The sequence below is a fragment of the Polaromonas sp. YR568 genome (assembly GCF_943369675.1).
Classification (GTDB): domain Bacteria; phylum Pseudomonadota; class Gammaproteobacteria; order Burkholderiales; family Burkholderiaceae_C; genus Polaromonas.
Genome location: NZ_CALROB020000020.1, coordinates 1 through 21,150 on the forward strand (window position 1 = coordinate 1; position 21,150 = coordinate 21,150).

Genomic DNA, 21,150 nt, shown 5'->3' on the forward strand with positions numbered 1-21,150 from the left:
AAGTGGTGGATGCAGGGGCCGTCGCCGGCCGCGGTGGATTCGGCCGAGGTGGCGTCGTCGTCATAGGTCAGCAGCGTGAAATCGATCTCGCCGTCCGTCATGTGGCGCGAGGTGTGGTCGCGCGTCTTCTTGGTCACGGCGTCCTGGAAGTTGAACATCTTCTGGTAGAAGTCACCGGTTTTCTGGATGTCGTCGACCTTCAGCGACAGATGGACTATTCGGCTCATGGATATCTCCTTTTATGGGGGAGGGGCCGCAGGAGCCCCTTCCAGGTGTTTTTAGGGTGGCAGCAGTCCGGCGGCTTCGGCTCATGGCCGACGGACAGCTTCCGAAAATGGTTTCATGCCTCACCGGAGTTGTCTCACCGCGGGAGATTCCGGCACCTTCGCCGCCCCCGGTGTGCTGTGGCGCATGCGCATGCGGGCAGCAACTTCGGAAACGGCATGCACGAATGATGGGCCAAGACTATTGCTCTGTAAAATGCAATCTTTCTTATGATTAATGCGTGGCACACATGAATTTCGATTTACCCGATTTGCGCGCCTTTGTGGCGGTGGCCAAGCTGGGCAGCTTTCGCGCCGCCGCCGAGGAACTGCACCTGTCCCAGCCCGCGCTGTCGCGGCGGATTGAAAAGCTCGAGGGCGCCCTGGGCGTGCGCCTGTTCCACCGCACCACCCGCAAGGTGGACATGACGACGGTGGGCCGCGAGTTCTCGCACCGGGCCAACGAGCTGCTGAGCAACCTCGAGCAGTCGCTGATGGGCATACGCGACGTGGCCACGCACGTGAGCGGCGAAGTCACCATCGCCTGCATCCCCTCGGCCGTGCGTTACTTCCTGCCCGGCATCCTCAAGGCCTACCATGAGCGCTACCCGCAGATCATGGTGCGCATCATCGACCAGGGCGCCAACGAGGTGCTGACGACATTGCTGCGCAACGAGGCGGATTTCGGGCTCAACTACATCGGCACGCAGGAGCCCGACCTGGAGTTCGAGCCCATTTTGAAAGAACCCTTTGTGGTGGCCTGCCGTGCAGAGCACCCGCTGGCGCGCAAGAAAAAAGTCACCTGGGCAGACCTCACCTCGCATGAATACATGTCGGTCACCAAGAACAGCGGCAACCGTTTTTTGCTGGACCTGGCGCTCAGTGAAAACGCCAACCGGCCGCGCTGGTACTGCGAGGCGCAGCACGTCTCCACCCTGGTCAGCCTGGTGGAAGCCGGCATGGGCGTGGCCGCCGTGCCGCGCCTGTCCATGCCGCCCGACGGCCACCCCATCCTGGTCAGCGTGCCACTGGTGGAGCCGGTGATTTCGCGCACCGTGGGCCTGATACGCCGGCGCGGCCGCCCGCTGTCGTCGGCGGCGCAGCAGCTGTATGACCAGATGTCCGCGCTGGCGCCCAAGGCCAAGCGCAAAAAAGCCGTGCGCTGACTAAGACGCCGTCATCGAGAGCGCATGCGCGCTGTGCAGTTCGAAGACGGCGCCCATCTTCTCCAGCAGCGCCAGCTCGCGGCCAACCGGCGTCAGGTCCTTGACGAGGGCCGCTTTTGTCTTTTGCCAGGCCGGCAAAATGTCCTGCGCCATTTTCCGGAAGCCCTTCAAGGTCTCGGGCAGGCGGAACCCGCAATCCTTGCAGAGGGCTTCCCATGAATGGACGCCCACCGCGTCGAAGTTGTCCTCGTCGCCGATGTACAGCGCCAGGCCGGTGTCGCCGCAAGCGCGCACGCACAGCAGGTCGTAAAACGGCGCCAGGCGGAAACCCTTTTCGTCGACCAGCACCGACAGGTTTTTGGCATGCGCGTCGGCATTGCCGATCAGGTAATTGAACATGACCCACTGCTGCAGCTTGAGCAGTTCGCTGCCGCGCACCGGTAGAGCGCGCAAGGCGGCCACCAGTTTGGGAATGCTTGCCAGGCCGCCCTGCCGCTCGTATTTCCAGCCGGAGCCGTGGCCCAGCAACTGGCAGCCATCGAACTGGTGCAGGCCGACAATGTTGCCGGCCAGGTTAACACGGTCGTAACGCTCGACCAGGTAAACCGGCTCGGGCACACGCAGGAATGCAACCTCATTCACGGGCAGCTTCAAGGCCTTTGCCAGCTTCATGCAGGCATATTCGTTGAGCGCGCTGGGCTGGTAGCGCAGCTGGCGTGTATCGGGCTTGAGGATGTGGGTGGTGGGTGAGGCGCCCACGCTTTCGGACAGCAGCTTCGAGCGTTTGTCGAAGCGCAAGCCCATCTTCTCCTGCGCGCCGGCCAGCGACATGGTGCCCTGTTCGTTGGACACCAGCAGCGGCTTCAGGCTGCGTATGCGCCCGCTCAGTTCTTCATAGGGGAGTGGACGGTATTGCTGGAGCATGGCCGGCTGCGCCTCTTCAGGCAGCAGGGACAACACGCCCGGCAATTCCTTGCCAAGTTGGCCCAGCAGTTCAAACGGCGAAGGGTCGCGCAAGGCCAGCGCGGCGATGACGTCGTCCAGCGCCGTGCCTTCCGGCAGCAGGTTTTCAAAAAAACTGCGGACCAGCGGCCCCGCGAAGCGGATATCCGCCAGCGGGAATTGCGGCGCCAGCACATAGCCGCCGGGCTGCTGCAGCCACTGCGCGTCGTATTCAAAGAAATAGTCGCCGGCCTCATGGCCGAACCAGCCCATGGGCCTGACGTTGGCCCAGACGCGCAGGCGGATCATGCGGCGCGGGCTTTTGCAGGAGCGCCGGCATCGCCGGCGGCTTCCTCAAGCTGCCAGCCCGTCAGCGTGAACGTCAGCCCCATGCCATAGGTCAGCTGCAATAACTTTGCCAGCGAACAGCTGCCGGGGTCGCTTTCAGCGTCGCGAATAAAGGATTCACTCACATTGCAGACCGCGGCGGCCTGCTCGCGCGACAAACCTTGGCGCCTCCGCTCAGCCACAAGCGCTTGCGCCAATCCGGGAAGAGTTTGAGGTTCGAGTTGCATTTTTTTGACCTTATAGGGTCACTTTACTGCAAAACGTCCCTCTTTGTCGTCAATTTGTCCTTAAAAGAACAATTTTTGACATTTAGCTCTCAGGGAGAAGATATTTGTTCTCAAGAGAACAAATAACGCTAAATTACCTGAAATTTAGAGGGATTTGTCCCTATAGGAACAACTATTTAAACCAGCAGCGCATTCACCCGCCGCACATAAGCCGCCGGGTCGTTCGGCATGCCGCCTTCGGCCAGCAAGGCCTGGTCGAACAGGATGTGGGCCAGGTCGTCGAAGTGTTCGCCGCTTTCGAGCTTTTTGACCAGCGGATGCTGGGCGTTGACTTCGAGGATGGGCTTGGATTCGGGCACGGCTTGGCCGGCCCGTTTGAGCATGCGGGCCAGCTGGGTCGACATGTCGCCGTCCTGCACCACCAGGCAGGCCGGTGAGTCGACCAAGCGCGTGGTGGCGCGCACGTCCTTGGCCTTGTCCTTGAGCGCTTCTTTCAGCTTGTCGAGGATGGGCTTGAACTGGGTTTGCGCCTCTTCGGCGGCTTTCTTCTCGTCCTCGTCCTGCAGCTTGCCCAGGTCCACCGCGCCCTTGGCGACGGACTGCAGCGGCGTGCCGTCGAATTCGTTCAGGTAGTTGAGCGCCCATTCGTCGACGCGGTCGGCCATCAGCAGCACTTCAATGCCCTTCTTGCGAAAGATCTCCAGCTGCGGGCTGTTCTTCGCGGCGGCCAGCGTGTCGGCGGTGATGTAGTAGATCGCGTCCTGGCCTTCCTTCATGCGGGCCTTGTAGTCGGCAAAACCCACGCTCACGGTGTCGGTGGTCGATGAGGCGAAGCGCAGCAACTTGGCCAGGCGGTCGCGGTTGGCGAAGTCCTCGCCCAGGCCTTCCTTGAGCACGGCGCCGAACTCGGCGTAAAAGGTCTTGAACTTGTCGGCGTCGTTGGCGGCCAGGTCTTCGATCATGCCCAGCACGCGCTTGGTGCAGCCTTCGCGGATGGCCTTGACGGCGCGGCTTTCCTGCAGCAACTCGCGCGAGACGTTGAGCGGCAGGTCGGACGAGTCCACCACGCCCTTGACGAAGCGCAAATAGGTGGGCATCAGCGCCTGGGCGTCGTCCATGATGAAGACGCGCTTGACGTAGAGCTTCACGCCCGCGGCCTTGTCGCGGTTGAACATGTCCATGGGCGCCTTGGACGGGATGAACAGCAGCTGCGTGTATTCCGTCGAGCCTTCGACGCGGTTGTGCGTGGTGGCCAGCGGCGCTTCGTTGTCGTAGCTGAGCTGGCGGTAGAACTCGTCGTACTGGTCCTGCGTGATGTCTTTCTTGGTGCGCGTCCACAGGGCCGCCGCCTGGTTGACGGTCTCCCACTCGCCGGTGGCCACCATCTCGCCGGGCTGGTCGTTTTCGCCCTCTTTCCATTCCTCTTTGGCCATCAGGATGGGCAGCGAGATGTGGTCGGAATATTTGTTGACGATGCCCTTGAGCTTCCAGGCGTTGAGGTAGTCGAGCGCGTCTTCCTTCAGGTGCAGGATGATGCTGGTGCCGCGTTCCGCGCGCTCAATCTCGCTGACCTCGAACTCGCCGGTGCCGTCGCTGCTCCAGCGCACGCCCTGGCCGGCGGGCAGGCCCGCGCGGCGGCTTTCCACCGTGATCTTGTCGGCCACGATAAAGCCCGAATAAAAACCCACGCCGAACTGGCCTATCAGCTGCGCGTCGTTTTTCTGGTCGCCGGAAAGTTTGGCCATGAAGTCGCGCGTGCCGCTCTTGGCGATGGTGCCCAGGTTGTCGATGGCTTCCTGCTGCGACAGGCCTATGCCGTTGTCGGTGATGGTCAGCGTATTGGCGGCCTTGTCGAAGCTCAGCTTCACCTTGAGTTCGGCGTCGTTTTCGTAGAGCGAGGCCTCGTTCAGCGCCTCGAAGCGCAGCTTGTCGCAGGCGTCCGAGGCGTTGGAAATCAGCTCGCGCAGAAAGATTTCGGGGTTGGAGTACAGGGAGTGCGTGACCAGCTTGAGCAGCTGGGCGACTTCGGCCTGGAAGGAAAGCGTTTGTTTGGACATCGTCTGAGTCTGGATGAGGAAATACAGGGTTGGAAAAAAGGCGGGGCGGGCCGGCGGGAGCCCTGGACGGGCTGCCGCCGGCCTGCAGGTGCGTCATGTTACGTCAAGCGCCGCGCCGGCTTTGCTGCACAGCACATAGGCGCAAAAACCGGATTTTCAACCGAGTTTTCCACGGCGGCGCGCCGCCCGGCGCCTCAATACGTCAGCGTGACGGTGATGGTGTCGGAATAGGCGCCGGTGCGCGTGCCCGGCTGGGCCGGCACCCGGCCGTAGACGCTTTGCGCCACCGGGGTGGACTCGCCCTGGCCGGTGCCGCTGGAGGTGTCGGTGCCGACGGCGTTGCCCCAGCGCTGGGTGCGCACGCTGTCGCGGTAGAGCTCGTAGGTGACGTAGTTGCCCGCCGCATTGCGCATGCGCCGCACCGTGCCGACGGCGTTGCTGCCGTTGCTCAGGCCCAGGCGCCAGGTGGTGCCGGTGGGGCAGCGCACCATGATGGTCGAGGTCTGCTCCCGGGCAACCGTCAGCGCGCCGGTATTGCCGAAGTCGAGGTCCGTCGCCAGCGTGATGCGGCAGGCATTGGAAACGCTGGCCGTGACGCCCTGGTAAAAAGTCGCGTTGCCGGTGCCGCCCGCGCCGCTGTTGCAGTTGGCCGGGTAGCCGGCGTTGCTCCAGCTCCAGTAAATCGTGCCGCCGCCTATCTGCGCCTGGAAGGCGTTGCCGGCCGGCAGGCTCTGGCCCGCGGGCACGCGGGCATAGATGGGCGCCGTGTTCTGCTGTTGCGTGTAGCCGCCGGGCACCACGGCGGTGAAGGTATAGAGGGGAAAGCCGTTGCCGTTGGGCGGCGGGCCGATGATCTGCGTGCGCGCGGCGTCGGAGTACAGGTCGTACTGCATTTCGGCGCCGTTGTAGTTGGTCATGCGCCGCGGGTTGACGCCGGGAATCGGCGCCCCCTCGGGGATGAACATGCAGACGCGGAAGTAAGTGGTGTTTGCGTTGGACTGGCAGGTGTACGGCAGGTTGTTCTGCGTGTCGGTGTTGGCGTCGGGGCTGACGGTGCCCAGCGCAATGCTGCCGGCGTTGCCGATGTAGCAGCTTTGCGCCGCCGCCGGCGCTGCGGGCAGCAACTGCAGCAGCAGCGCGCAGGCGGCCGCCAGCAAGGCGCCGTACAGGCGCCGCGGCGCGAAAAAGGCGGGGGTCATCAGTGGCATGGCGAGTCTTTCATTGACAGGTTAGCACGCCGAGGTCCATCAGACCGCTGGCTTGCAGGCCGGCGGGCAAAGCGGCCCGGCAGCTGCCGCCGGCGAGTTGCACGCGCAGCACGGCGCCCTCGGGCGGGTCTTCAAGGTAGGCCAGGCCGTCGTAGCCGACCACGGTGGCGGCCTTTCCCGTCTCTTTCGTCTCTTTCGCGTCCTTTTCCACAAAAACCTGGCTGCCCGGGGGCAGCCATTCCCCGTCGGCGGCGCGCAGGCTGAACTGAAGCGCCAGGATGCGCCGCATGCTGAAGCGGGCCAGCATGCCGCTGCGGCCTTCGGGCACCGCCTCCAGGGACTCGCGCGAGATGCGCATGTCGCCCGGCAGTTCCAGCGTGTCTATGCTCAGGCGGTTCTTCTGGTAGGCGTTGAGCTGCGTGACGAAGAGCATGCCCTTGGCGTCGGTTTCGCCGACGACGCGGTTTTCCAGCCGCACCGGCACGCCGGCCACGCCGCTGGTGGAAACCAGCGCGAAGGCATCGTCCACCCGGCGCGAAGGGTAGACGCCGCCCTCCATCCAGACGAGGCCGCCGTTGGCGCTGCCGTAGAGCGAGCGGCTGGACGGCGCGCCGTCCTGGCCGCCCAGCTGGCTGATGCCGCCCATCCATTGCCCGTACTTGCCGAACTGGCTGACCTGCCCCTGCGCGCTGTTGCTGTCCCCCAGCCCGGCCTGCACGCGCCAGCCCCAGCCGCCGGCGTCGCCGGGCGGCGTGCGCGCGGCATCCAGCGCCAGGCTGTTGGCGCCGCCGGCGTGGCGCGCGGTGGTGGAGACGTTCAGGTTGCGCTCCAGCGGCATGGACCAGGAGAGGTAGAGGCTGGAACCGTTCGGGTCGTCGAGGTTGCGGTTGAGGCTGAGATTGAGGTTGGCATTGCCCGGCAAGGCGTAAGACCAGCCGATACCGGCAAAACGCACCGGCGGCGCGTTGAAGTACGACTGGCGGATGGCGCTGAAACCAAACTGGCCCCAGCGGGCGGTGCTGACGCCGAAATAGGCCGAGTCGCTGCCGCGCGCCGGCACTTCGCCGGCCTGGCCGGCCACGTCCCGAAAGCCCATGCTTCGCCGCAGCGTGTTGAGCGACAGCGAAAAGCGCTGCGAATTCCACTGGTAGCCGGCCGCATGCTGTTCGCCGCTTGCCGGCGCATTCACCCCCGCGGCCGAAACCGCCGACTGGTGGCTGGCCGCCACCGAAGCGCTGAACAAGCCTGCCTGCGCGCCCAGCAGCCAGACGCCGCCCGCGCCGCCCTGCACCACCCCGGAGCCGGCCTCGGCATGGGCCTCCAGCGTGGTGCTTTCGCTCAGGCCGTAACGCCCGCTGGCGCTGGCCAGCGCGCCGCCGTAGCTGAAGGAGTCGATGCCGTAGTTGCGCCTGACCGTGCCCAGGTCAAGCGACCAGTCGGCCACGCCGGCGGCCAGCAACTGCGGCGCGCCGTACAGGTCGAAACTCACGGTGCGGCTCTGGCCGTTGATGTCGGTGATCACCATCTGCGCCTGGCCCGTGCCGCCCAGCGAGGGAATGCCGCTCAGCTGGAACTGGCCGGGCTGCACGGTTTGTGTCGATTGCTTGAGGCCGTTGACGAACAGGTCCACGGTGGAAGGCAGCACGGCCGAGCCTTCAAACGACGCCAGCGGCGTGGTCACGCGGTAAGGCTGCAGGGCAAAGTTGGTGGACAGGCGCACGCCGGCGACACGCGTGGGGCGCGACCAGGACAGCGAGCCCGTCGTCAGGTCGCCCACCGTCAGCGACCGGGCATCGTCGGGGAAGTTGCGCTGCCAGTAGGTGTCGAGCCGGATGTTGCGGTGCCGGGTGGCGCCCAGCGCGCTTTCGGCGCGGCTGATCATGGTGTTGCTGTAGACGCCTTCGCCCACGCCGAAGAGCCGGGCCTCGGTGAAGGCGCTCACGGATTTCTGGCCGCTGCTTTCCTGCGCGAAAAGGTCGTAGTTGACCACCAGGCCCGGCACCCGGGTGGCCGGGTCGACGACGGCCCGCGGGTCCAGTTGCGCGCCGAAACGGGTCACGGGGCGGTCCAGCAGTTCGATGGGCGCAAGCAGCTCAAGCCGCAGCGCCGTGGCGTCGAAGTGGGTCTTGAGCCCTTGCAGCCCGGCCAGGGCGACCAGGCCGTCGGCGTCGCCGCGGGCCGGCGCCTTGAGGCCGATTTCCTTGAGGGTTTCGGCGCTGGCAAACAGCGCGTTGCCGCGCCGCACGAAGCGCGCCAGCCGGCCCGTGGCCAGGCTGTTGAGGGTGATTTCGAGATAGAGCTCCTCCTCGGGCGCGCCGGCCAGCGCGGCGCCGGCGGGCTTGCCGGGCTCAGGTTGCGCATGGGCGCTGCCGCAGGCCGCGAGGGCCCCCGCGACACTAAGGAAGACGAGTGACCAGCGGCAGCGTTTGCTCTTCCAGGTCCGCATTGAATTTAGCCTTGAGCGTGCCGGCGCCCGGCTCGCCCTGCAGTGTGGAAAGGTTCAGGGGCCACTGCATCTGTTGCCCTGCCAGTACATAACCCAGCAGTCCCGAGGCGAGCGGCGTGCGTTTGCCGGCGGCATCGACATGGACCAGCTGGCTGATCTTGACACGTTTGCGGCCGGTATTTTTGACCGTCAGCGTGGCCGGCTGCGCGGCGGCCTGCAGGCTGGCCGCCAGCTGGGAGATGTCGCTGGGTTTGCCGGTCGCGGGCGCGGGGTCTTCCACCCCGATGAACACCGGCACCGAATAACGCAGCAGGAACTGCAGGCCAGGCGGCATCGAGCCGTCGGCGGTGGCGGCCGGCAGCTCGTCGATGATGAGGCGGTAGGTCTGCTCCAGCGCGGGTTGCGCCGGTTGCAGGCGGATGATGCGGACCAGTTGCTTCTCGCCGGGCGGGATATCGACCGCGGGCGGGCTGGCGGCGAGCTCGCGCGTGGCGGCCAGCTGGTCCTGGTTGTCCGTTTGGCTCCACTGCTGCACACGCACCTGGGCGCGCAGCGGCGTGGTGCCGGAATTGCTGAGCCATATCCCCTGCGCCTGTTCGCGCGGGGAAAACTCGAGTGAAATGGGCGAGACCTGCAGGTTGGCGGCCGTAGCGGAACCGCTGTAGCCGGCCAGCAGGCCGCATGCCGTGGCCATGCCCAAAACGGCCCGGCGCCAGGTGGAAAGCCCACGCGGCGGGGGTGTCTTGCGCATGCTGTTCATCGTCGCGCTATTTTATTAGTAGGTGACCGTGGCGGTCACGGTGTCTTCGTACGCGCCGGCGGGCACGTTGGCGGAGGTCACGCGGCCATACACAGGCACGGCCACTGATGCGCCGGTACCGGTGCCGGTCAGGGTGCTGGTGCCGATGGTGTTGCCCCAGAACGTGGTGCGGGCGGCATTGGAGTACAGCTCGTAAGGCACGTAGTTGGTGGTGGCGCCCAGGCGCATGCGGCGGTTGCCGGCCACAGGAGCGGCGGTGCCGGCGGGAATGGTGGCGTTCAGGCCGCCGTTCAGGCCGATGTTGTAAGCGGTGCCAACCGTGCAGTTCACGTTCAGTTGGCCTGCGGCGTCCAGCGTCAGGGCGGCGGCGGTGCGGGCCTGGTTGGCGAAGCTCACGTCGGTGGGCAGGGTTGCGCCGATCAGGCAGGATTCGGTCACGGTCAGCTTGACCTTGAAGGTGGTGGTGTCGGTAGCGGCTTGCGCAGCACCCATGGCGGCGACAGCGGCAACAGACAGCAGGGCGGCGCGGGCCATACCCAGTTTGGTGCTTCCAGAAGTTACAGATTTGGACATGGTGCTCTCGAAAGTTAAGTGGAAAGACCGCAATTTTAGGTCGCAGGATTCCAACTTGTGACAACACGTTACCAATAATCAGTTTTAGCGTGAGGAATGCCCGCTTTTGGGGCTCAAATCGGTACAAATTCACATAAGTGGGCGACGTCTTGTTGCAATTGAGCTGATTTGTAGGCGCATACCCCGGCGGCCTGTCAGGTTTTAGCCCGGCAACTTCCGGGTGCGGACCAGGGTCTGTAACAGGCCCTAGGCGGCGCGCAGCCAGCGCAGCAACTGCTGAGTCACCTCGGGCCGCCTGAGCAGCTCCATGTGGTTCATGCCCTGCGCGATCCACTGGTTTTCCGGGGAAAAGGCCAGGCAGCGGCCCGGTTCCGCATGCTGGCCCAGCGCGCTTTCCAGCGACACCAGGCCGTCACCCACCATCTTGCGGGCCAGCGCCTCGCGCAGCGCCGGCAGCGGGCCGTTGCCCGGCGCCAGCGTGGTGGCCGCCACGGCGAAACAATCCACGCCGGCCGGAAGGGGCACGGGCTGCCGCGCATCGGGGCCGCGCTCAAAGCGCCCGGCGTCGTGCCAGTCGGCATGCAGCACATTGCCGTGGCGCAGGTCGGTGATGCCGGCGCTGCGCAGCTGGCCGATTTTCGCGAAGGGTTTGGTCACGATGTTGCCGCCCAGCACGCCGTCCACCCAGCTGCCCAGGCGCTCCAGCGGCGCGCCGTGGTGCGGCGTTCCCAGGAACACCAGGGCCTTGAGCTGCGCCGGCCAGCTGTAGCCGGCCTCGGCCGCCTGGTGGCAGGCGCTGCGCGCGACCAGGCCGCCCATGCTGTGCGCCAGCAGCGTGATGGTTTCCACCGGCCGCGGCCAGGCCTTTACCAGTTGCTGCAACAGGCCGGCCAGCTGCTCGCCGTTGGCCGAGGTATGCAGGCCCGTGTTGTAGTGCAGGTAAATGGGGGTGTAGCCCAGTTCGCGCGCGAGTTGCTCGCCGTGGCCCCTGAACGCGCCGGTTGCACTGTTCCATTGCAGGTCGTTCATGCACAGGCCGTGCAGCATCACCAGCAGCTTGCCCGTCGCGCCCGGCAGCCGTGCCGCCAGCGCCTGCGGCTCCAGCGGCAGCGGCAGCGGCAGGCCTTGCGAGCGCAGCCGCATGGAAATCGCCAGCGGGTTGGCCGTCTCCGCCAGCCGGTCGCCGAGCACGCCGTTGAGCGCCGACAGCATGGCCTCGCGCTGCGGTGTCGAGGGCCGCGTATCCGGCCTGGCCGCCGCGCGCGACAGCAGCGCATTGGCCGTGCCGCCGGCCAGCCGTGTCACGCCCCTGATGCCGCCGTAGACCAGGCCGGTGATGCCCAGCGAACGCACGCCGCTGCCGCCCGGCTTGCGGTCAATGAATTTCGCGCCCAGCGGGCCGAAGGGCGCGGCGACGGCCTTGTAGACATTGCCCTGCACGTTTTCGGCCAGGCCCGTGACGCCCAGCGTGGCCTGGGTAGCGAGCTGCGCCAGGCCCTGGATGTCCGAGACATGCAGCCAGGTAGGCAGCAGGCCCGGCGAAAACAGGCCCGGCTTTTCGGGTGGGTCTGGCTGTTCGGGTGGGGTCATGCCCCATTGTGGAGGCGAAGCCGCGCATGCACCAGCTATTTGCAGAGGCTCAACAACTCCGTCGGCGGGGTGGGTTCGATGATGCCGCCGCTGGGCGGCAGCAGCGGCACGGGCTCGGGCACGCCCGGGTTGAGCACGTTGTGGATGCGCGCCGCCAGCACAAAGCGCGGGTAGGCCGCATCGCCGATCGTGTTGCTGCCGTTGGCCAGCAGGACCACGTCGTAGCCGCTGCCGTAGCTCGCGTTGGCGGCCGCGAAGCTGACCGTCTGCCCCGCCGCGCCGTAGCTGCCCGGCCCGCCCAGCGCCGCCAGCCCCATGCCGATGGGCGCCGATTTCCCGCCGGCCAGCGCGGCCGGCGTGCGCATGCGCGCCAGGCTGGCCGCCGAGATCACGGCCCCGCCCTTGAGCGCGCCGTCCCAGCGCACCATGTCGGACGCGGTGGACACCACGCCGCCTGTCGCGTCAAAGCCCGAGTTGAGGTCGGGGCAGACCCGCCAGGCGTCACCCGGCTTCACGCGGTAATGGCCGACGGCGGCGCCGGGCCGGGGCTGCTGCCCCAGCATGTAAGAAGCCGTCATGCCCGCGGGCCTGAACAGCAGTTGTGTGAAGGCCGCCTCCAGCGGCTGCCCGCCGGCGCGCTCGATGACACGGCCCAGCACGATGTAACCGGCGTTCGAATAATCGTAGGCCGTGCCCGGCGGCGCGAACAGGCCGCGCGCCTGCAGGTTGGCAAACAGCTTTTCCCGGGCAATCGGCGGCTCCTGCAGCACGGCCGGCACGCTGCCCAGCAGCACATCGTCGGGGTCTTGCTCGGCGCCGGGAATGCCCGCCACCATGCCCATGACCTGGGCGATCGTCGGGTCCGGCTGGTAGCGCACCTCGGGAATCCAGCGCGACAACGGATCCGACAGCGAAAGTTTGCCCTGCTCCTGCAGCTTCAGCAACGTGGCCGCCGTAAGCTGCTTGGTGACCGAGCCTATCTTCACCGGCGTGGAGGGCGTCATCGCCACGCCGGCGCGCACATCGGCCGCGCCATAGCCGCGCGCATACAGCACCGTGCCGCCCTTGCCGACTGCGAGTTGCAAGCCGGGCAAAGCGCTGGGAACGTATTCGGCCACCAGCGCGTCGATCTGTGCGGCCACGGCGGACGGGATTTGCGCGGGCGCTTCCTGGGCATGGGCGGCGCAGGCGGCCAGCGCGAGGCAGCAGGCCACAGTGAGGCGATAAAGCGGGCGTGTTGAAAAGTCCCTGGCAGGATGGCAAGCATGCATCGTTGATCCCTCCGTGATTGACCAGAGGGCAGCTTACTTTCCGGGGGGCCGCTTGTGCAACACCCAAAGGCCTGTGCGCCCGTTGCAAATGAAATATGGCGGAACGGCCCGGGAGGCTGTTCAACAGGCAAAAAAGGCGGATGAACCCGCGGCGCCTCAGGAACCCGAAGGGGTCCCGCGCCGCGCCTGCGCGGCATGCGCTTCCCGATTCCGTGCGACCGCCGCGCGCTGCGCCTGCTGGTTGGCTGGTTTTCCTTCCTGGGCCGTCTGTTCCGCGCAATAGGCGAACAGGCCGTCCAGCTCGCTGGATTTGTCGAACACCGCGTCGGCGCCCAGGTCCATGGCGCGGCGGCGGATCTCATCGGTGGCGTAATTCGTGAGCACCACCACCTTCTGGTAGGGTTCGCGCTTGCGGCAACCGGCCAGCACGCCCAACCCGCTGCCCTCTTTCAAAAACAGGTCGACGATGGCCAAATGCCATTCACCGTCATGCATGCGCAGCCACTGGCTGGCCTCGGCCTGCGTGGCGCTGTGCCCCGTGATCTCGACAGCGGCGATCTCCTGGAGCGCCTCGACGAGGTTGTCCAGAACGATCTTGTTGTCTTCGACGAGGTAGGTAATGAGTGCCATACGACCTACTTTAGGCCGCGGCAAGGCATTAGCTGCCATCCGTTCGCCTGCATCCGGGTAGGACAGTGCACTACCTGCCGCCCTGAAGGCCATGGGATTAAACCGGCTTCAGAAGTGCTCGTGCGGCGCCAGGTAACGCCATTGGCCTACCGGCAAATGGCCCAGGTTGACCTGGCCTATGCGCACGCGCTTGAGCCCCGTCACAAACAAGCCCACCTGCTCGCACATGCGGCGGATCTGGCGTTTTTTGCCCTCCTTGAGCACAAAACGCAGCTGCTCGGGGTTTTGCCACGATACCTTGGCGGGCCGCAGCGCCTGGCCGTCCAGGCTCAGGCCGTGGTTCAGCAGGGCCAGCTTTTCGGGCGGGAACACCGACTGCACGTCGACCGTTTCCGGGCCGTAGCTAACGCGCACCAAATACTCTTTTTCGATGTCGGAGTCTTCGCCGATCAACTGGCGCGCCACGCGCCCGTCCTGGGTCAGCACCAAGAGGCCAATGGAATCAATGTCCAGCCGCCCCGCCGGCGCCAGGCCGCGCAACTGCTCATGGCCCCAGCGCATGCGGCTGTTGCATTCGCGCCAGCGGTTCTGCGGCTGCACCAGCACCACGGCCGGCTCGTGGCCGTCTTCGGCCTGGCCGCTGACGTAGCCCACCGGCTTGTTGATCAGGATGGTGACCTGCTGGCGCTGCTGCTGCTCGGCCTGGCGGTCGATTTCGATGCGCGCGTCCGGGGCCACCGGCTGGCCCATCACGGCCGGCGCGCCGTTCACACGCACCCAGCCGCGCGCGATCCAGTCGTCGGCCTCGCGGCGCGAACACAGGCCCAGCTCGGCCATGCGTTTGTTCAGCCGCACGGTGGGCGCGGGCGCGCCCGGTGCGGCCGCCGGCGCGGCGGGTTTGGGGATGCGGACGGCGGCGCCCGCGGGTTTGGGGCCGGGTTTGAGGGGGTCTTGCATGGGCGGGGTACTTGATCGAGCTGGGTGCCCGGCTGTTCGGGCGCTATGGTGGCTATTGTCCCACCCAGAGCCGGTAACCGACCCCGGTTTCGGTCAGCAGGTGCTGGGGCTGGGCCGGGTCGGCCTCGAGCTTCTGGCGCAAATGGCCCATGTAGATGCGCAAATAGTGGTTTTGCTCCGCGTGCGACGGGCCCCAGACTTCGCGCAGCAATTGACGGTGCGTCAGCACCCGGCCGGCGTGGCTGGCCAGCACATTGAGCAGGCGGTATTCAATGGGCGTGAGGTGCACCTCCACGCCGGCGCGCCGCACCAGCCGCGCCTGGCGGTCCACCTGCACCTCGCCGAAGCTGAACACCGGCTCCTCGGGCGCGCCGTCGGCGCCGGCCGCGCGCGGACGGCGCAGGTTGGCGCGCACCCGGGCCAGCAGCTCGCCCACGCCGAAGGGTTTGGTCAGGTAGTCGTCGGCGCCGGCGTCCAGCGCGGCGATCTTGTCGGCCTCGTCCACGCGCGCCGACAGCACCACAATCGGCACGGCCGACCAGCCGCGCACGTCGCGGATCACGTCCAGCCCGTCGCCGTCGGGCAGGCCCAGGTCCAGCACCAGCAAATCGGGCTTGCGCGTGCCCGCCTCGATCAACCCGCGCTGGGCGGTGTCTGCCTCGAACACCTGCCAGCCTTCGGCCTCCAGCGCCGCGCGCACAAAGCGGCGTATCTGCGGCTCGTCTTCAATGACGACGGCGACGGGTGCGGACTGTGACATGGCTAAAGAGGAAGGACGTCAGGCGGTTTCGGGCAGGCCCCGGGGCGGCGCGCGCCGCGGCAGGGTGATGCTGAATTCTGCACCACCGCCCGCGGCATTGCTTGCCGTGATCTGCCCACGGTGCGCCTGCACCACCGCCTGGCAGATCGCCAGGCCCAGGCCCACGCCCGGCGTGGCCGACTCGGCCGCGCCGCGCGTGAATTTTTCAAACAGCTCGTGTTCCCGGCCTTTCAGCGCGGCCGGCAGCCCGGGTCCGTGGTCGCGCACCGTGAGCAGCAGCGCCGTGTCCGTCACCTGCGCGCTGATTTCAATCGGCGGCTTGCCGTACTTGGCTGCGTTCTCCAGCAGGTTGACCAGCACGCGTTCCATCAGCACCGCGTCAAATTCGACCAGCGGCAGGTCGGCGGGCAGCGCCGTCACCACGGCCCGGCCGGCCAGCGCGTGCTGCGACTGGCGTATCGCCGAGCCGACGATTTCCTCGACCGACTGCCAGTCGCTGCGCAAATTCACCGCGCCGCTTTGCAGCCGTGCCATGTCCAGCAGGTTGTTGACCAGCGCGCTCAGGTGGCGCGCCTCGCCGGCGATGGCGCGCGCCGCCTGCGACTGCTCGTCGCTCAGCGGCGGCGCCGTGCGCTGCAGGGAATCGGCCAAGCCTATCAGCGCCGTCAACGGCGTGCGCACGTCATGCGAAATCGCCGCCAGCAGCATGTTGCGCAGTTTTTCGGATTCCATCTGCACCACCGCCTGCTGGGCCACCTCCACATAGTGCACGCGTTCCTGCGCAATCGCGATCTGCCGTGCCAGCGTGTCAAGCTGCTGCATCTGCTCCGGAATCAGCAGCCAGCGCGCCTGCGCAGGCTTCACGGCCAGCACGCCGCGCACCCGCATGGGCGCCCTGAGCGGCAGGTAATGCCAGGCCTGGGCCGACAAGGTGGCCGTCGCGAGCCCGGCAGGCTGCTCGTTGCGGAACACCCAGTCGGCCACGCTGGCATCGAAGTCCTCGGGCGGTTTGGCCGGTGGCAGCAGCTGGTCATGGCTGTCGGTCACCATCACCAGCGCCTGCCCGCCGAAGTTGCGCTGCGCCGCCGCCTCGCCGAGTTCCATGACCTGCTCGCTGAGCAGCGCGGCCGACAAATCGCGTGTGAGTTCGAACAGCGACTGCGCGCGGCGCTCGCGGCTGGCCGCGATGCGCGCCTGGAAACGCAGGCCCGCCGTGAGCTGGCCGGTCAACAGGCCCACCACCAGCATCACGCAAAAGGTCACCAGGTACTGCACGTCGCTGACGGCGAACGAAAGCCGCGGCGCCACAAAGAAGTAGTCAAAGGCCGCGACATTCAGGAAAGCCGCCAGCGCCGCGGGCCCGCGCCCGAACTTCAGCGCCACCAGCACCGTGCCCAGCAGGAAGAGCATGACGATGTTGGCCAGGTCGAAGTAGGCCAGCAGCGGCAGCGTCAGCAGCGTGACGGCCGCGCTGCCGGCCGCCGCCCAGGCATAACCCGGCAGCTTGCCGCGCCAGGCCGCAGCCTCGTCGTCTTCGGCCGAACGCTGCACAGCGCGCGCCAGCCGCCGCGCGCTGTCGGCATGGCCCACCTCGACGATGTCCAGCGTGGGCGCCAGCGTCGCGAGGCGGCGCGTCATCGTCGTGCCGGCCCACAGCGCGCGCCAGCCCTGCAACTGCGGGCGGCCCACCACCAGCGTTGCGCAATTGAGCTGCTGGGCCTGCGCCACGAGTTCGGCCGCGGCGTCACTGCCGGTCAGCACCGCCGTGGCCGCGCCCAGTTCCTCGGCCAGCTGGATCACGGCCAGGATGCGGTCGCGCTGCGCGACCTCCAGCAACTGCAGGCGCGGCGTTTCCACATAAGCCGCATGCCAGCGCACATTGAGCTGGCCGGCCAGGCGCGCCGCCGTGCGCACCGTCTGCTCGGCGCCCTCGCGCGGGCCTATGCAGGCCAGGATGGCGCCTTCGGTGTTCCAGACCGGGGCGATGGATTTTTCGACGCGGTAGCTGCGCACGTCGTCTTCCACGTGCTCGGCCGTGCGCCTGAGCGCAATCTCGCGCAGCGCGATCAGGTTGCCCTTGCGGAAAAAATTCTGCGCCGCACGCTCGGCCTGCTGCGGCATGTAGACCTTGCCGGCTTTCAGGCGCGCCATCAGCTCGTCGGGCGTGACGTCGACCAGGATGATTTCATCGGCGCCGTCCAGCACCGTGTCCGGCACGGTTTCATGCACGCGTATGCCGGTGATGGCGCCCACCGTGCCGTTGAGGCTTTCCAGGTGCTGCACGTTGACGGCCGACCAGACGTCGATGCCGGCCTCCAGCAGCTCATGCACGTCCTGCCAGCGCTTGGCGTGGCGCGAGCCTTCGACATTGCTGTGCGCGAGTTCGTCGACCAGCAGCAGCGCCGGCTTGCGCGCCAGCGCCGCGTCCAGGTCGAATTCTTTCAGCGTGTGCCCGCGGTAGGCCACCTCGTGCAAAGGCAGTTGCTCCAGCCCGGCCAGCAGTTCCATGGTTTCGCTGCGGCCGTGGGTTTCGACCACACCGACCAGCACGTCCCGCCCGGCCTTGCGTTCACGCTGCGCGGCGCTCAGCATGGCGTAGGTTTTTCCCACGCCGGCGCTGGCGCCGAAGTAGATGCGCAGGCGGCCGCGGCGCGCTTTTTCTTCCTCGCCGCGCAGGCGATCAAGAAGCTGGTCGGGGTCGGGACGGGCGTCTGGGGAGATGGCCATGCGGCTGCGTTGTTGCTGTGGTTTCAAAAGGCTCAAAGGTCGCTGCGCAAAGGGTAACACCGGGGAGGTTCCGGCTGTGCGTCCGCTCCGTCCTCTTTCTGCGCTGCGGGCCTTTCGTCGCGGCCCGCGATCCACCAGGCCACGGCAAGTGGAATAACGAAGGCGGCCAGCGCGCACAGGGCGTGCAGCAGATCAGCGTCCATGGCTCAGCCCGTGCCGCTGCAGGTGGCGGCACCACGAAATCAGCGGGCCGATCATGCCGCCGGGCACACAGCCCATCACGCAGTCCATCACCTCGGCCGCGCTGTGCGACGGCAGCCGGATCTCCAGCCGCACCTGGTGCTCGTCGAGTTGGGGAATGCAGCGCAGGATGCCGACGCCCTCGCAGTTCACCAGCGCACGCCGCACCCAGATGGCATCGCGGCTTGGCACGGTGAGGTCCATCACGACCCACTTCACCGCGGCGGGACGCGGCACGACAAGAGCAGGAACCAGACCAAACGAATCACAGTAAGCGGCATAGGCCATAACAGGTTCTCAACGAAGAGCCTCCAAAGCAAGATTGAGTTGCAGCACGTTGACGCGGGCCTCGCCCAGGACGGCCAGCAAGGGGCGTTCGGTGCGCTGCTCGACCAGGCTTTGAACTTTCTCCACCGGCAAGTTGCGCGCCTTCGCCACCCGCGCCACCTGGTAGCGCGCCGCGGCCGGGCTGATGTGCGGGTCCAGCCCGCTGGCGGACGCCGTGACCAGGTCCACCGGCACCTGCGCCGTGTTGCCTGGGTCGGCCGCCCTGAGGGCTTCGATACGGCCCTTCACCGCATCCACCAGCGCGGGATTGAGCGGTCCCTGGTTGGCGCCGCTGGAGGCCGCGGCGTTGTAAGGCATGGGACCGGTGGCCGAGGGGCGGCCCCAGAAATGCCCGGGGTCGCTGAAGTTCTGGCCTATCAGCGCGGAGCCGACGGGCTTGCCGTCACGCTGTATCAGGCTGCCACCGGCCTGCGCCGGGAACAGCGATTGCGCGGCGCCTGTCACCACCAGCGGGTAGGCCACGCCGGTGACCAGGGTCAGCACGGTGAACATCACGAGTGCGGGGCGAAGAATGGTTTTCATGAGATTTCCTTGGGATCAGTTCGCGAGGTTGAGGGCGACCAACAACAGGTCAATCGCCTTGATGCCGATAAAGGGCACGATCAGGCCGCCCAGCCCGTAAATCAGCAGGTTGCGGCGCAGCAAGGTGGCGGCGCCCACGGCGCGGTACTTCACGCCCTTGAGCGCCAGCGGGATCAGAAACATGATGATCAGCGCGTTGAAAATCACCGCCGACAAAATCGCCGACGAGGGGCTGCCCAGGCGCATCACATTGAGCGCGGCCAGCTGCGGGTAGGTGCTCACGAAGATGGCCGGAATGATGGCGAAGTACTTGGCCACGTCGTTGGCGATCGAGAACGTGGTGAGCGAGCCGCGTGTCATCAGCAAGGCCTTGCCGGTCTCCACGATCTCCAGCAGCTTGGTGGGGTTGGAATCCAGGTCCACCATGTTGCCGGCCTCCTTGGCGGCTTGCGTGCCGCTGTTCATGGCCACCGCCACGTCGGCCTGGGCCAGGGCAGGCGCGTCGTTGGTGCCGTCGCCCGTCATCGCCACCAGCCGGCCTTCGGCCTGGTACTGGCGTATCAATTTCAGCTTGTCTTCAGGCGTGGCCTCGGCCAGGAAGTCGTCGACACCGGCCTCGGCGGCAATCGCGGCGGCCGTGAGCTTGTTGTCGCCGGTGATCATCACCGTCTTGATGCCCATGCGGCGCAGTTCGCCGAAGCGCTCCTTGATGCCGGCCTTGACGATGTCTTTCAGCTCGACGATGCCCAGCACGATGTTGCCGTCGGCCACCGCCAGCGGCGTGCTGCCGCGGCGCGACACTTCGTCCGACGCGCGCAGCACCTCGGCCGGCACGCTGCCGCCCAGCGCCTCCACATGTTTGCGGATCGCATCGACCGCGCCCTTGCGCAGCTGGCGTGTGCTGCCGTCGGGGCGCTGCACGTCGATGCCGCTCATGCGCGTCTGCGCGGTAAACGGCACTTCATGGCTTTCACCCACCAGGGCCTCGGCGGCGCCCAGGCGCTGGGCCAGCGTGACGATGCTGCGGCCCTCGGGGGTTTCATCGGCCATCGAAGCCTGCATGGCGGCGACGGCCAGTTTGGCACCGGTCACGCCGGGCGCCGGCAAAAAGGTGGACGCCTGGCGGTTGCCGTGGGTGATGGTGCCGGTCTTGTCCAGCAGCAGCACGTCCACGTCGCCGGCGGCTTCCACCGCGCGGCCCGAGGTGGCGATGACATTGGCCTGCATCATGCGGCTCATGCCGGCCACGCCCACGGCCGACAGCAGGCCGCCAATCGTGGTCGGGATCAGGCAAACCAGCAAGGCCACCAGCGCGGTGATGCTGACCACCGTGCCGGCGCCGGCCGCGCCCACGCTGAACATCGAGAAAGGCAGCAGCGTGACCGTGACCACCAGGAAAACGATGGTCAGCGCCACCAGCAAAATCGTCAGCGCGATTTCATTGGGCGTCTTCTGGCGCTTGGCGCCCTCGACCATGCTGATCATGCGGTCCAGGAAGGACTCGCCGGGGTTCACCACGATGCGCACCACCAGCCAGTCGGACAGCACACGCGTGCCGCCGGTCACAGCCGAGAAGTCGCCGCCCGATTCGCGCACCACCGGCGCCGACTCGCCGGTGATGGCGCTCTCGTCGACCGAAGCCACGCCTTCAATCACCTCGCCGTCCAGCGGGATCATGTCGCCGGCCTCGACGAACACCACCGCGCCCTTGCGCAGGTTCTCGGCTTGTTCAGGCAGCCAGGCCGTGCCGTGGAAGAGCTTGCCGTTGGGCGCCTGGAATTTCTTGGCCCAGGTGCTCTTTTTCAGGCTGCGCAGCGACGCGGCTTGCGCCTTGCTGCGGCCTTCGGCCAGCGCTTCCGCGAAGTTCGCAAACAGCACGGTGAACCACAGCCACACAGCCACGGCCAGGATAAAACCCGCGGGCGCCTCACCCTGCCCCTGCAAGGCCTGCAGGCCCAGCAGGGTGGTCAGTATGCTGCCGATGTAGACGACAAACATCACGGGGTTGCGCCACTGCACGCGCGGGCTCAGCTTGGTGAAGGACGCCGCGATCGCGGGTTTGAGCAAAGCGGGGTCCAGCAGCACAAAAGGTTTTTGGGTATTCATATCGATTTC

At 66.8% G+C, this 21,150-nt stretch carries 18 protein-coding genes; 1 reads left to right on the top strand and 17 read right to left on the bottom strand.

Features of this window, described 5'->3' with window-relative positions; all coding sequences use genetic code 11:
- Window positions 1-227 (bottom strand): VOC family protein (locus tag ACLV8F_RS12395; protein WP_411884526.1); only part of this gene is annotated, 227 nt, incomplete at its 3' end.
- Between the two features lie 287 nt (window positions 228-514).
- On the opposite strand from ACLV8F_RS12395, the gene ACLV8F_RS12400 reads away from it, so the two are divergent.
- On the top strand, window positions 515-1,429 hold the full coding sequence (locus tag ACLV8F_RS12400; protein ID WP_411884527.1) for a LysR family transcriptional regulator: 915 nt from the start codon (window positions 515-517) through the stop codon (window positions 1,427-1,429).
- Here the strand turns inward: ACLV8F_RS12400 and ACLV8F_RS12405 are convergent, their stop codons facing one another.
- The 16 genes from ACLV8F_RS12405 to kdpB all read right to left on the bottom strand — a co-directional run bounded on the left by ACLV8F_RS12405 (window position 1,430) and on the right by kdpB (window position 21,141).
- Window positions 1,430-2,680, bottom strand: coding sequence for a HipA domain-containing protein (locus tag ACLV8F_RS12405; protein WP_411884528.1), 1,251 nt, complete (start codon window positions 2,678-2,680; stop codon window positions 1,430-1,432).
- A complete protein-coding gene (locus ACLV8F_RS12410) occupies window positions 2,677-2,946 on the bottom strand; it encodes a helix-turn-helix domain-containing protein (RefSeq protein WP_411884529.1) in 270 nt (89 codons plus the stop codon). Before ACLV8F_RS12410 ends, ACLV8F_RS12405 begins: the two co-directional genes overlap by 4 nt.
- A gap of 176 nt (window positions 2,947-3,122) precedes the next feature.
- A complete protein-coding gene (gene htpG, locus ACLV8F_RS12415) occupies window positions 3,123-5,003 on the bottom strand; it encodes a molecular chaperone HtpG (RefSeq protein ID WP_411884530.1) in 1,881 nt (626 codons plus the stop codon).
- A 194-nt stretch (window positions 5,004-5,197) separates the two neighbouring features.
- Window positions 5,198-6,211, bottom strand: coding sequence for a spore coat protein U domain-containing protein (locus tag ACLV8F_RS12420; protein ID WP_411884531.1), 1,014 nt, complete (start codon window positions 6,209-6,211; stop codon window positions 5,198-5,200).
- Between the two features lie 10 nt (window positions 6,212-6,221).
- Window positions 6,222-8,657 carry a fimbria/pilus outer membrane usher protein gene (locus ACLV8F_RS12425; RefSeq protein WP_411884532.1) on the bottom strand — a complete coding sequence of 812 codons (2,436 nt, stop codon included), beginning with the start codon at window positions 8,655-8,657 and terminating at the stop codon, window positions 6,222-6,224.
- On the bottom strand, window positions 8,608-9,408 hold the full coding sequence (locus ACLV8F_RS12430) for a molecular chaperone (RefSeq protein ID WP_411884533.1): 801 nt from the start codon (window positions 9,406-9,408) through the stop codon (window positions 8,608-8,610). Before ACLV8F_RS12430 ends, ACLV8F_RS12425 begins: the two co-directional genes overlap by 50 nt.
- A gap of 24 nt (window positions 9,409-9,432) precedes the next feature.
- Window positions 9,433-9,990, bottom strand: a complete 558-nt coding sequence (locus ACLV8F_RS12435; RefSeq protein WP_411884534.1) for a spore coat U domain-containing protein — start codon at window positions 9,988-9,990, stop codon at window positions 9,433-9,435.
- 246 nt (window positions 9,991-10,236) lie between these two features.
- Window positions 10,237-11,580: an esterase/lipase family protein gene (locus tag ACLV8F_RS12440; protein ID WP_411884535.1), complete on the bottom strand. Its 1,344-nt coding sequence runs from the start codon at window positions 11,578-11,580 to the stop codon at window positions 10,237-10,239.
- Window positions 11,581-11,615: 35 nt separating this feature from the next.
- Window positions 11,616-12,794: a serine hydrolase domain-containing protein gene (locus tag ACLV8F_RS12445; RefSeq protein WP_411884536.1), complete on the bottom strand. Its 1,179-nt coding sequence runs from the start codon at window positions 12,792-12,794 to the stop codon at window positions 11,616-11,618.
- 213 nt (window positions 12,795-13,007) lie between these two features.
- Window positions 13,008-13,481: a response regulator gene (locus tag ACLV8F_RS12450; RefSeq protein ID WP_411884537.1), complete on the bottom strand. Its 474-nt coding sequence runs from the start codon at window positions 13,479-13,481 to the stop codon at window positions 13,008-13,010.
- 108 nt (window positions 13,482-13,589) lie between these two features.
- On the bottom strand, window positions 13,590-14,438 hold the full coding sequence (locus ACLV8F_RS12455; protein WP_411884538.1) for a pseudouridine synthase: 849 nt from the start codon (window positions 14,436-14,438) through the stop codon (window positions 13,590-13,592).
- A 52-nt stretch (window positions 14,439-14,490) separates the two neighbouring features.
- Window positions 14,491-15,198 carry a two-component system response regulator KdpE gene (gene kdpE / locus ACLV8F_RS12460; protein WP_411884539.1) on the bottom strand — a complete coding sequence of 236 codons (708 nt, stop codon included), beginning with the start codon at window positions 15,196-15,198 and terminating at the stop codon, window positions 14,491-14,493.
- An 18-nt stretch (window positions 15,199-15,216) separates the two neighbouring features.
- Window positions 15,217-17,925: a DUF4118 domain-containing protein gene (locus tag ACLV8F_RS12465; protein ID WP_411884540.1), complete on the bottom strand. Its 2,709-nt coding sequence runs from the start codon at window positions 17,923-17,925 to the stop codon at window positions 15,217-15,219.
- 192 nt (window positions 17,926-18,117) lie between these two features.
- On the bottom strand, window positions 18,118-18,357 hold the full coding sequence (locus ACLV8F_RS12470) for a hypothetical protein (protein WP_411884541.1): 240 nt from the start codon (window positions 18,355-18,357) through the stop codon (window positions 18,118-18,120).
- A 105-nt stretch (window positions 18,358-18,462) separates the two neighbouring features.
- Entirely contained in the window at window positions 18,463-19,035 is a 573-nt protein-coding gene (gene kdpC, locus ACLV8F_RS12475) for a potassium-transporting ATPase subunit KdpC (protein ID WP_411884542.1), read from the bottom strand.
- 15 nt (window positions 19,036-19,050) lie between these two features.
- Window positions 19,051-21,141, bottom strand: coding sequence for a potassium-transporting ATPase subunit KdpB (kdpB, locus tag ACLV8F_RS12480; RefSeq protein ID WP_411884543.1), 2,091 nt, complete (start codon window positions 21,139-21,141; stop codon window positions 19,051-19,053).
- Window positions 21,142-21,150 lie beyond the last annotated feature (9 nt).

Coding starts and splice junctions, on each gene's coding strand:
- ACLV8F_RS12400 (WP_411884527.1), top strand. CDS start 515: ATGAATTTCGATTTACCCGATTTGCGCGCCTTTGTGGCGGTGGCCAAG.
- ACLV8F_RS12405 (WP_411884528.1), bottom strand. CDS start 2,680: ATGATCCGCCTGCGCGTCTGGGCCAACGTCAGGCCCATGGGCTGGTTC.
- ACLV8F_RS12410 (WP_411884529.1), bottom strand. CDS start 2,946: ATGCAACTCGAACCTCAAACTCTTCCCGGATTGGCGCAAGCGCTTGTG.
- htpG (WP_411884530.1), bottom strand. CDS start 5,003: ATGTCCAAACAAACGCTTTCCTTCCAGGCCGAAGTCGCCCAGCTGCTC.
- ACLV8F_RS12420 (WP_411884531.1), bottom strand. CDS start 6,211: ATGCCACTGATGACCCCCGCCTTTTTCGCGCCGCGGCGCCTGTACGGC.
- ACLV8F_RS12425 (WP_411884532.1), bottom strand. CDS start 8,657: ATGCGGACCTGGAAGAGCAAACGCTGCCGCTGGTCACTCGTCTTCCTT.
- ACLV8F_RS12430 (WP_411884533.1), bottom strand. CDS start 9,408: ATGCGCAAGACACCCCCGCCGCGTGGGCTTTCCACCTGGCGCCGGGCC.
- ACLV8F_RS12435 (WP_411884534.1), bottom strand. CDS start 9,990: ATGTCCAAATCTGTAACTTCTGGAAGCACCAAACTGGGTATGGCCCGC.
- ACLV8F_RS12440 (WP_411884535.1), bottom strand. CDS start 11,580: ATGACCCCACCCGAACAGCCAGACCCACCCGAAAAGCCGGGCCTGTTT.
- ACLV8F_RS12450 (WP_411884537.1), bottom strand. CDS start 13,481: ATGGCACTCATTACCTACCTCGTCGAAGACAACAAGATCGTTCTGGAC.
- ACLV8F_RS12455 (WP_411884538.1), bottom strand. CDS start 14,438: ATGCAAGACCCCCTCAAACCCGGCCCCAAACCCGCGGGCGCCGCCGTC.
- kdpE (WP_411884539.1), bottom strand. CDS start 15,198: ATGTCACAGTCCGCACCCGTCGCCGTCGTCATTGAAGACGAGCCGCAG.
- ACLV8F_RS12465 (WP_411884540.1), bottom strand. CDS start 17,925: ATGGCCATCTCCCCAGACGCCCGTCCCGACCCCGACCAGCTTCTTGAT.
- kdpC (WP_411884542.1), bottom strand. CDS start 19,035: ATGAAAACCATTCTTCGCCCCGCACTCGTGATGTTCACCGTGCTGACC.
- kdpB (WP_411884543.1), bottom strand. CDS start 21,141: ATGAATACCCAAAAACCTTTTGTGCTGCTGGACCCCGCTTTGCTCAAA.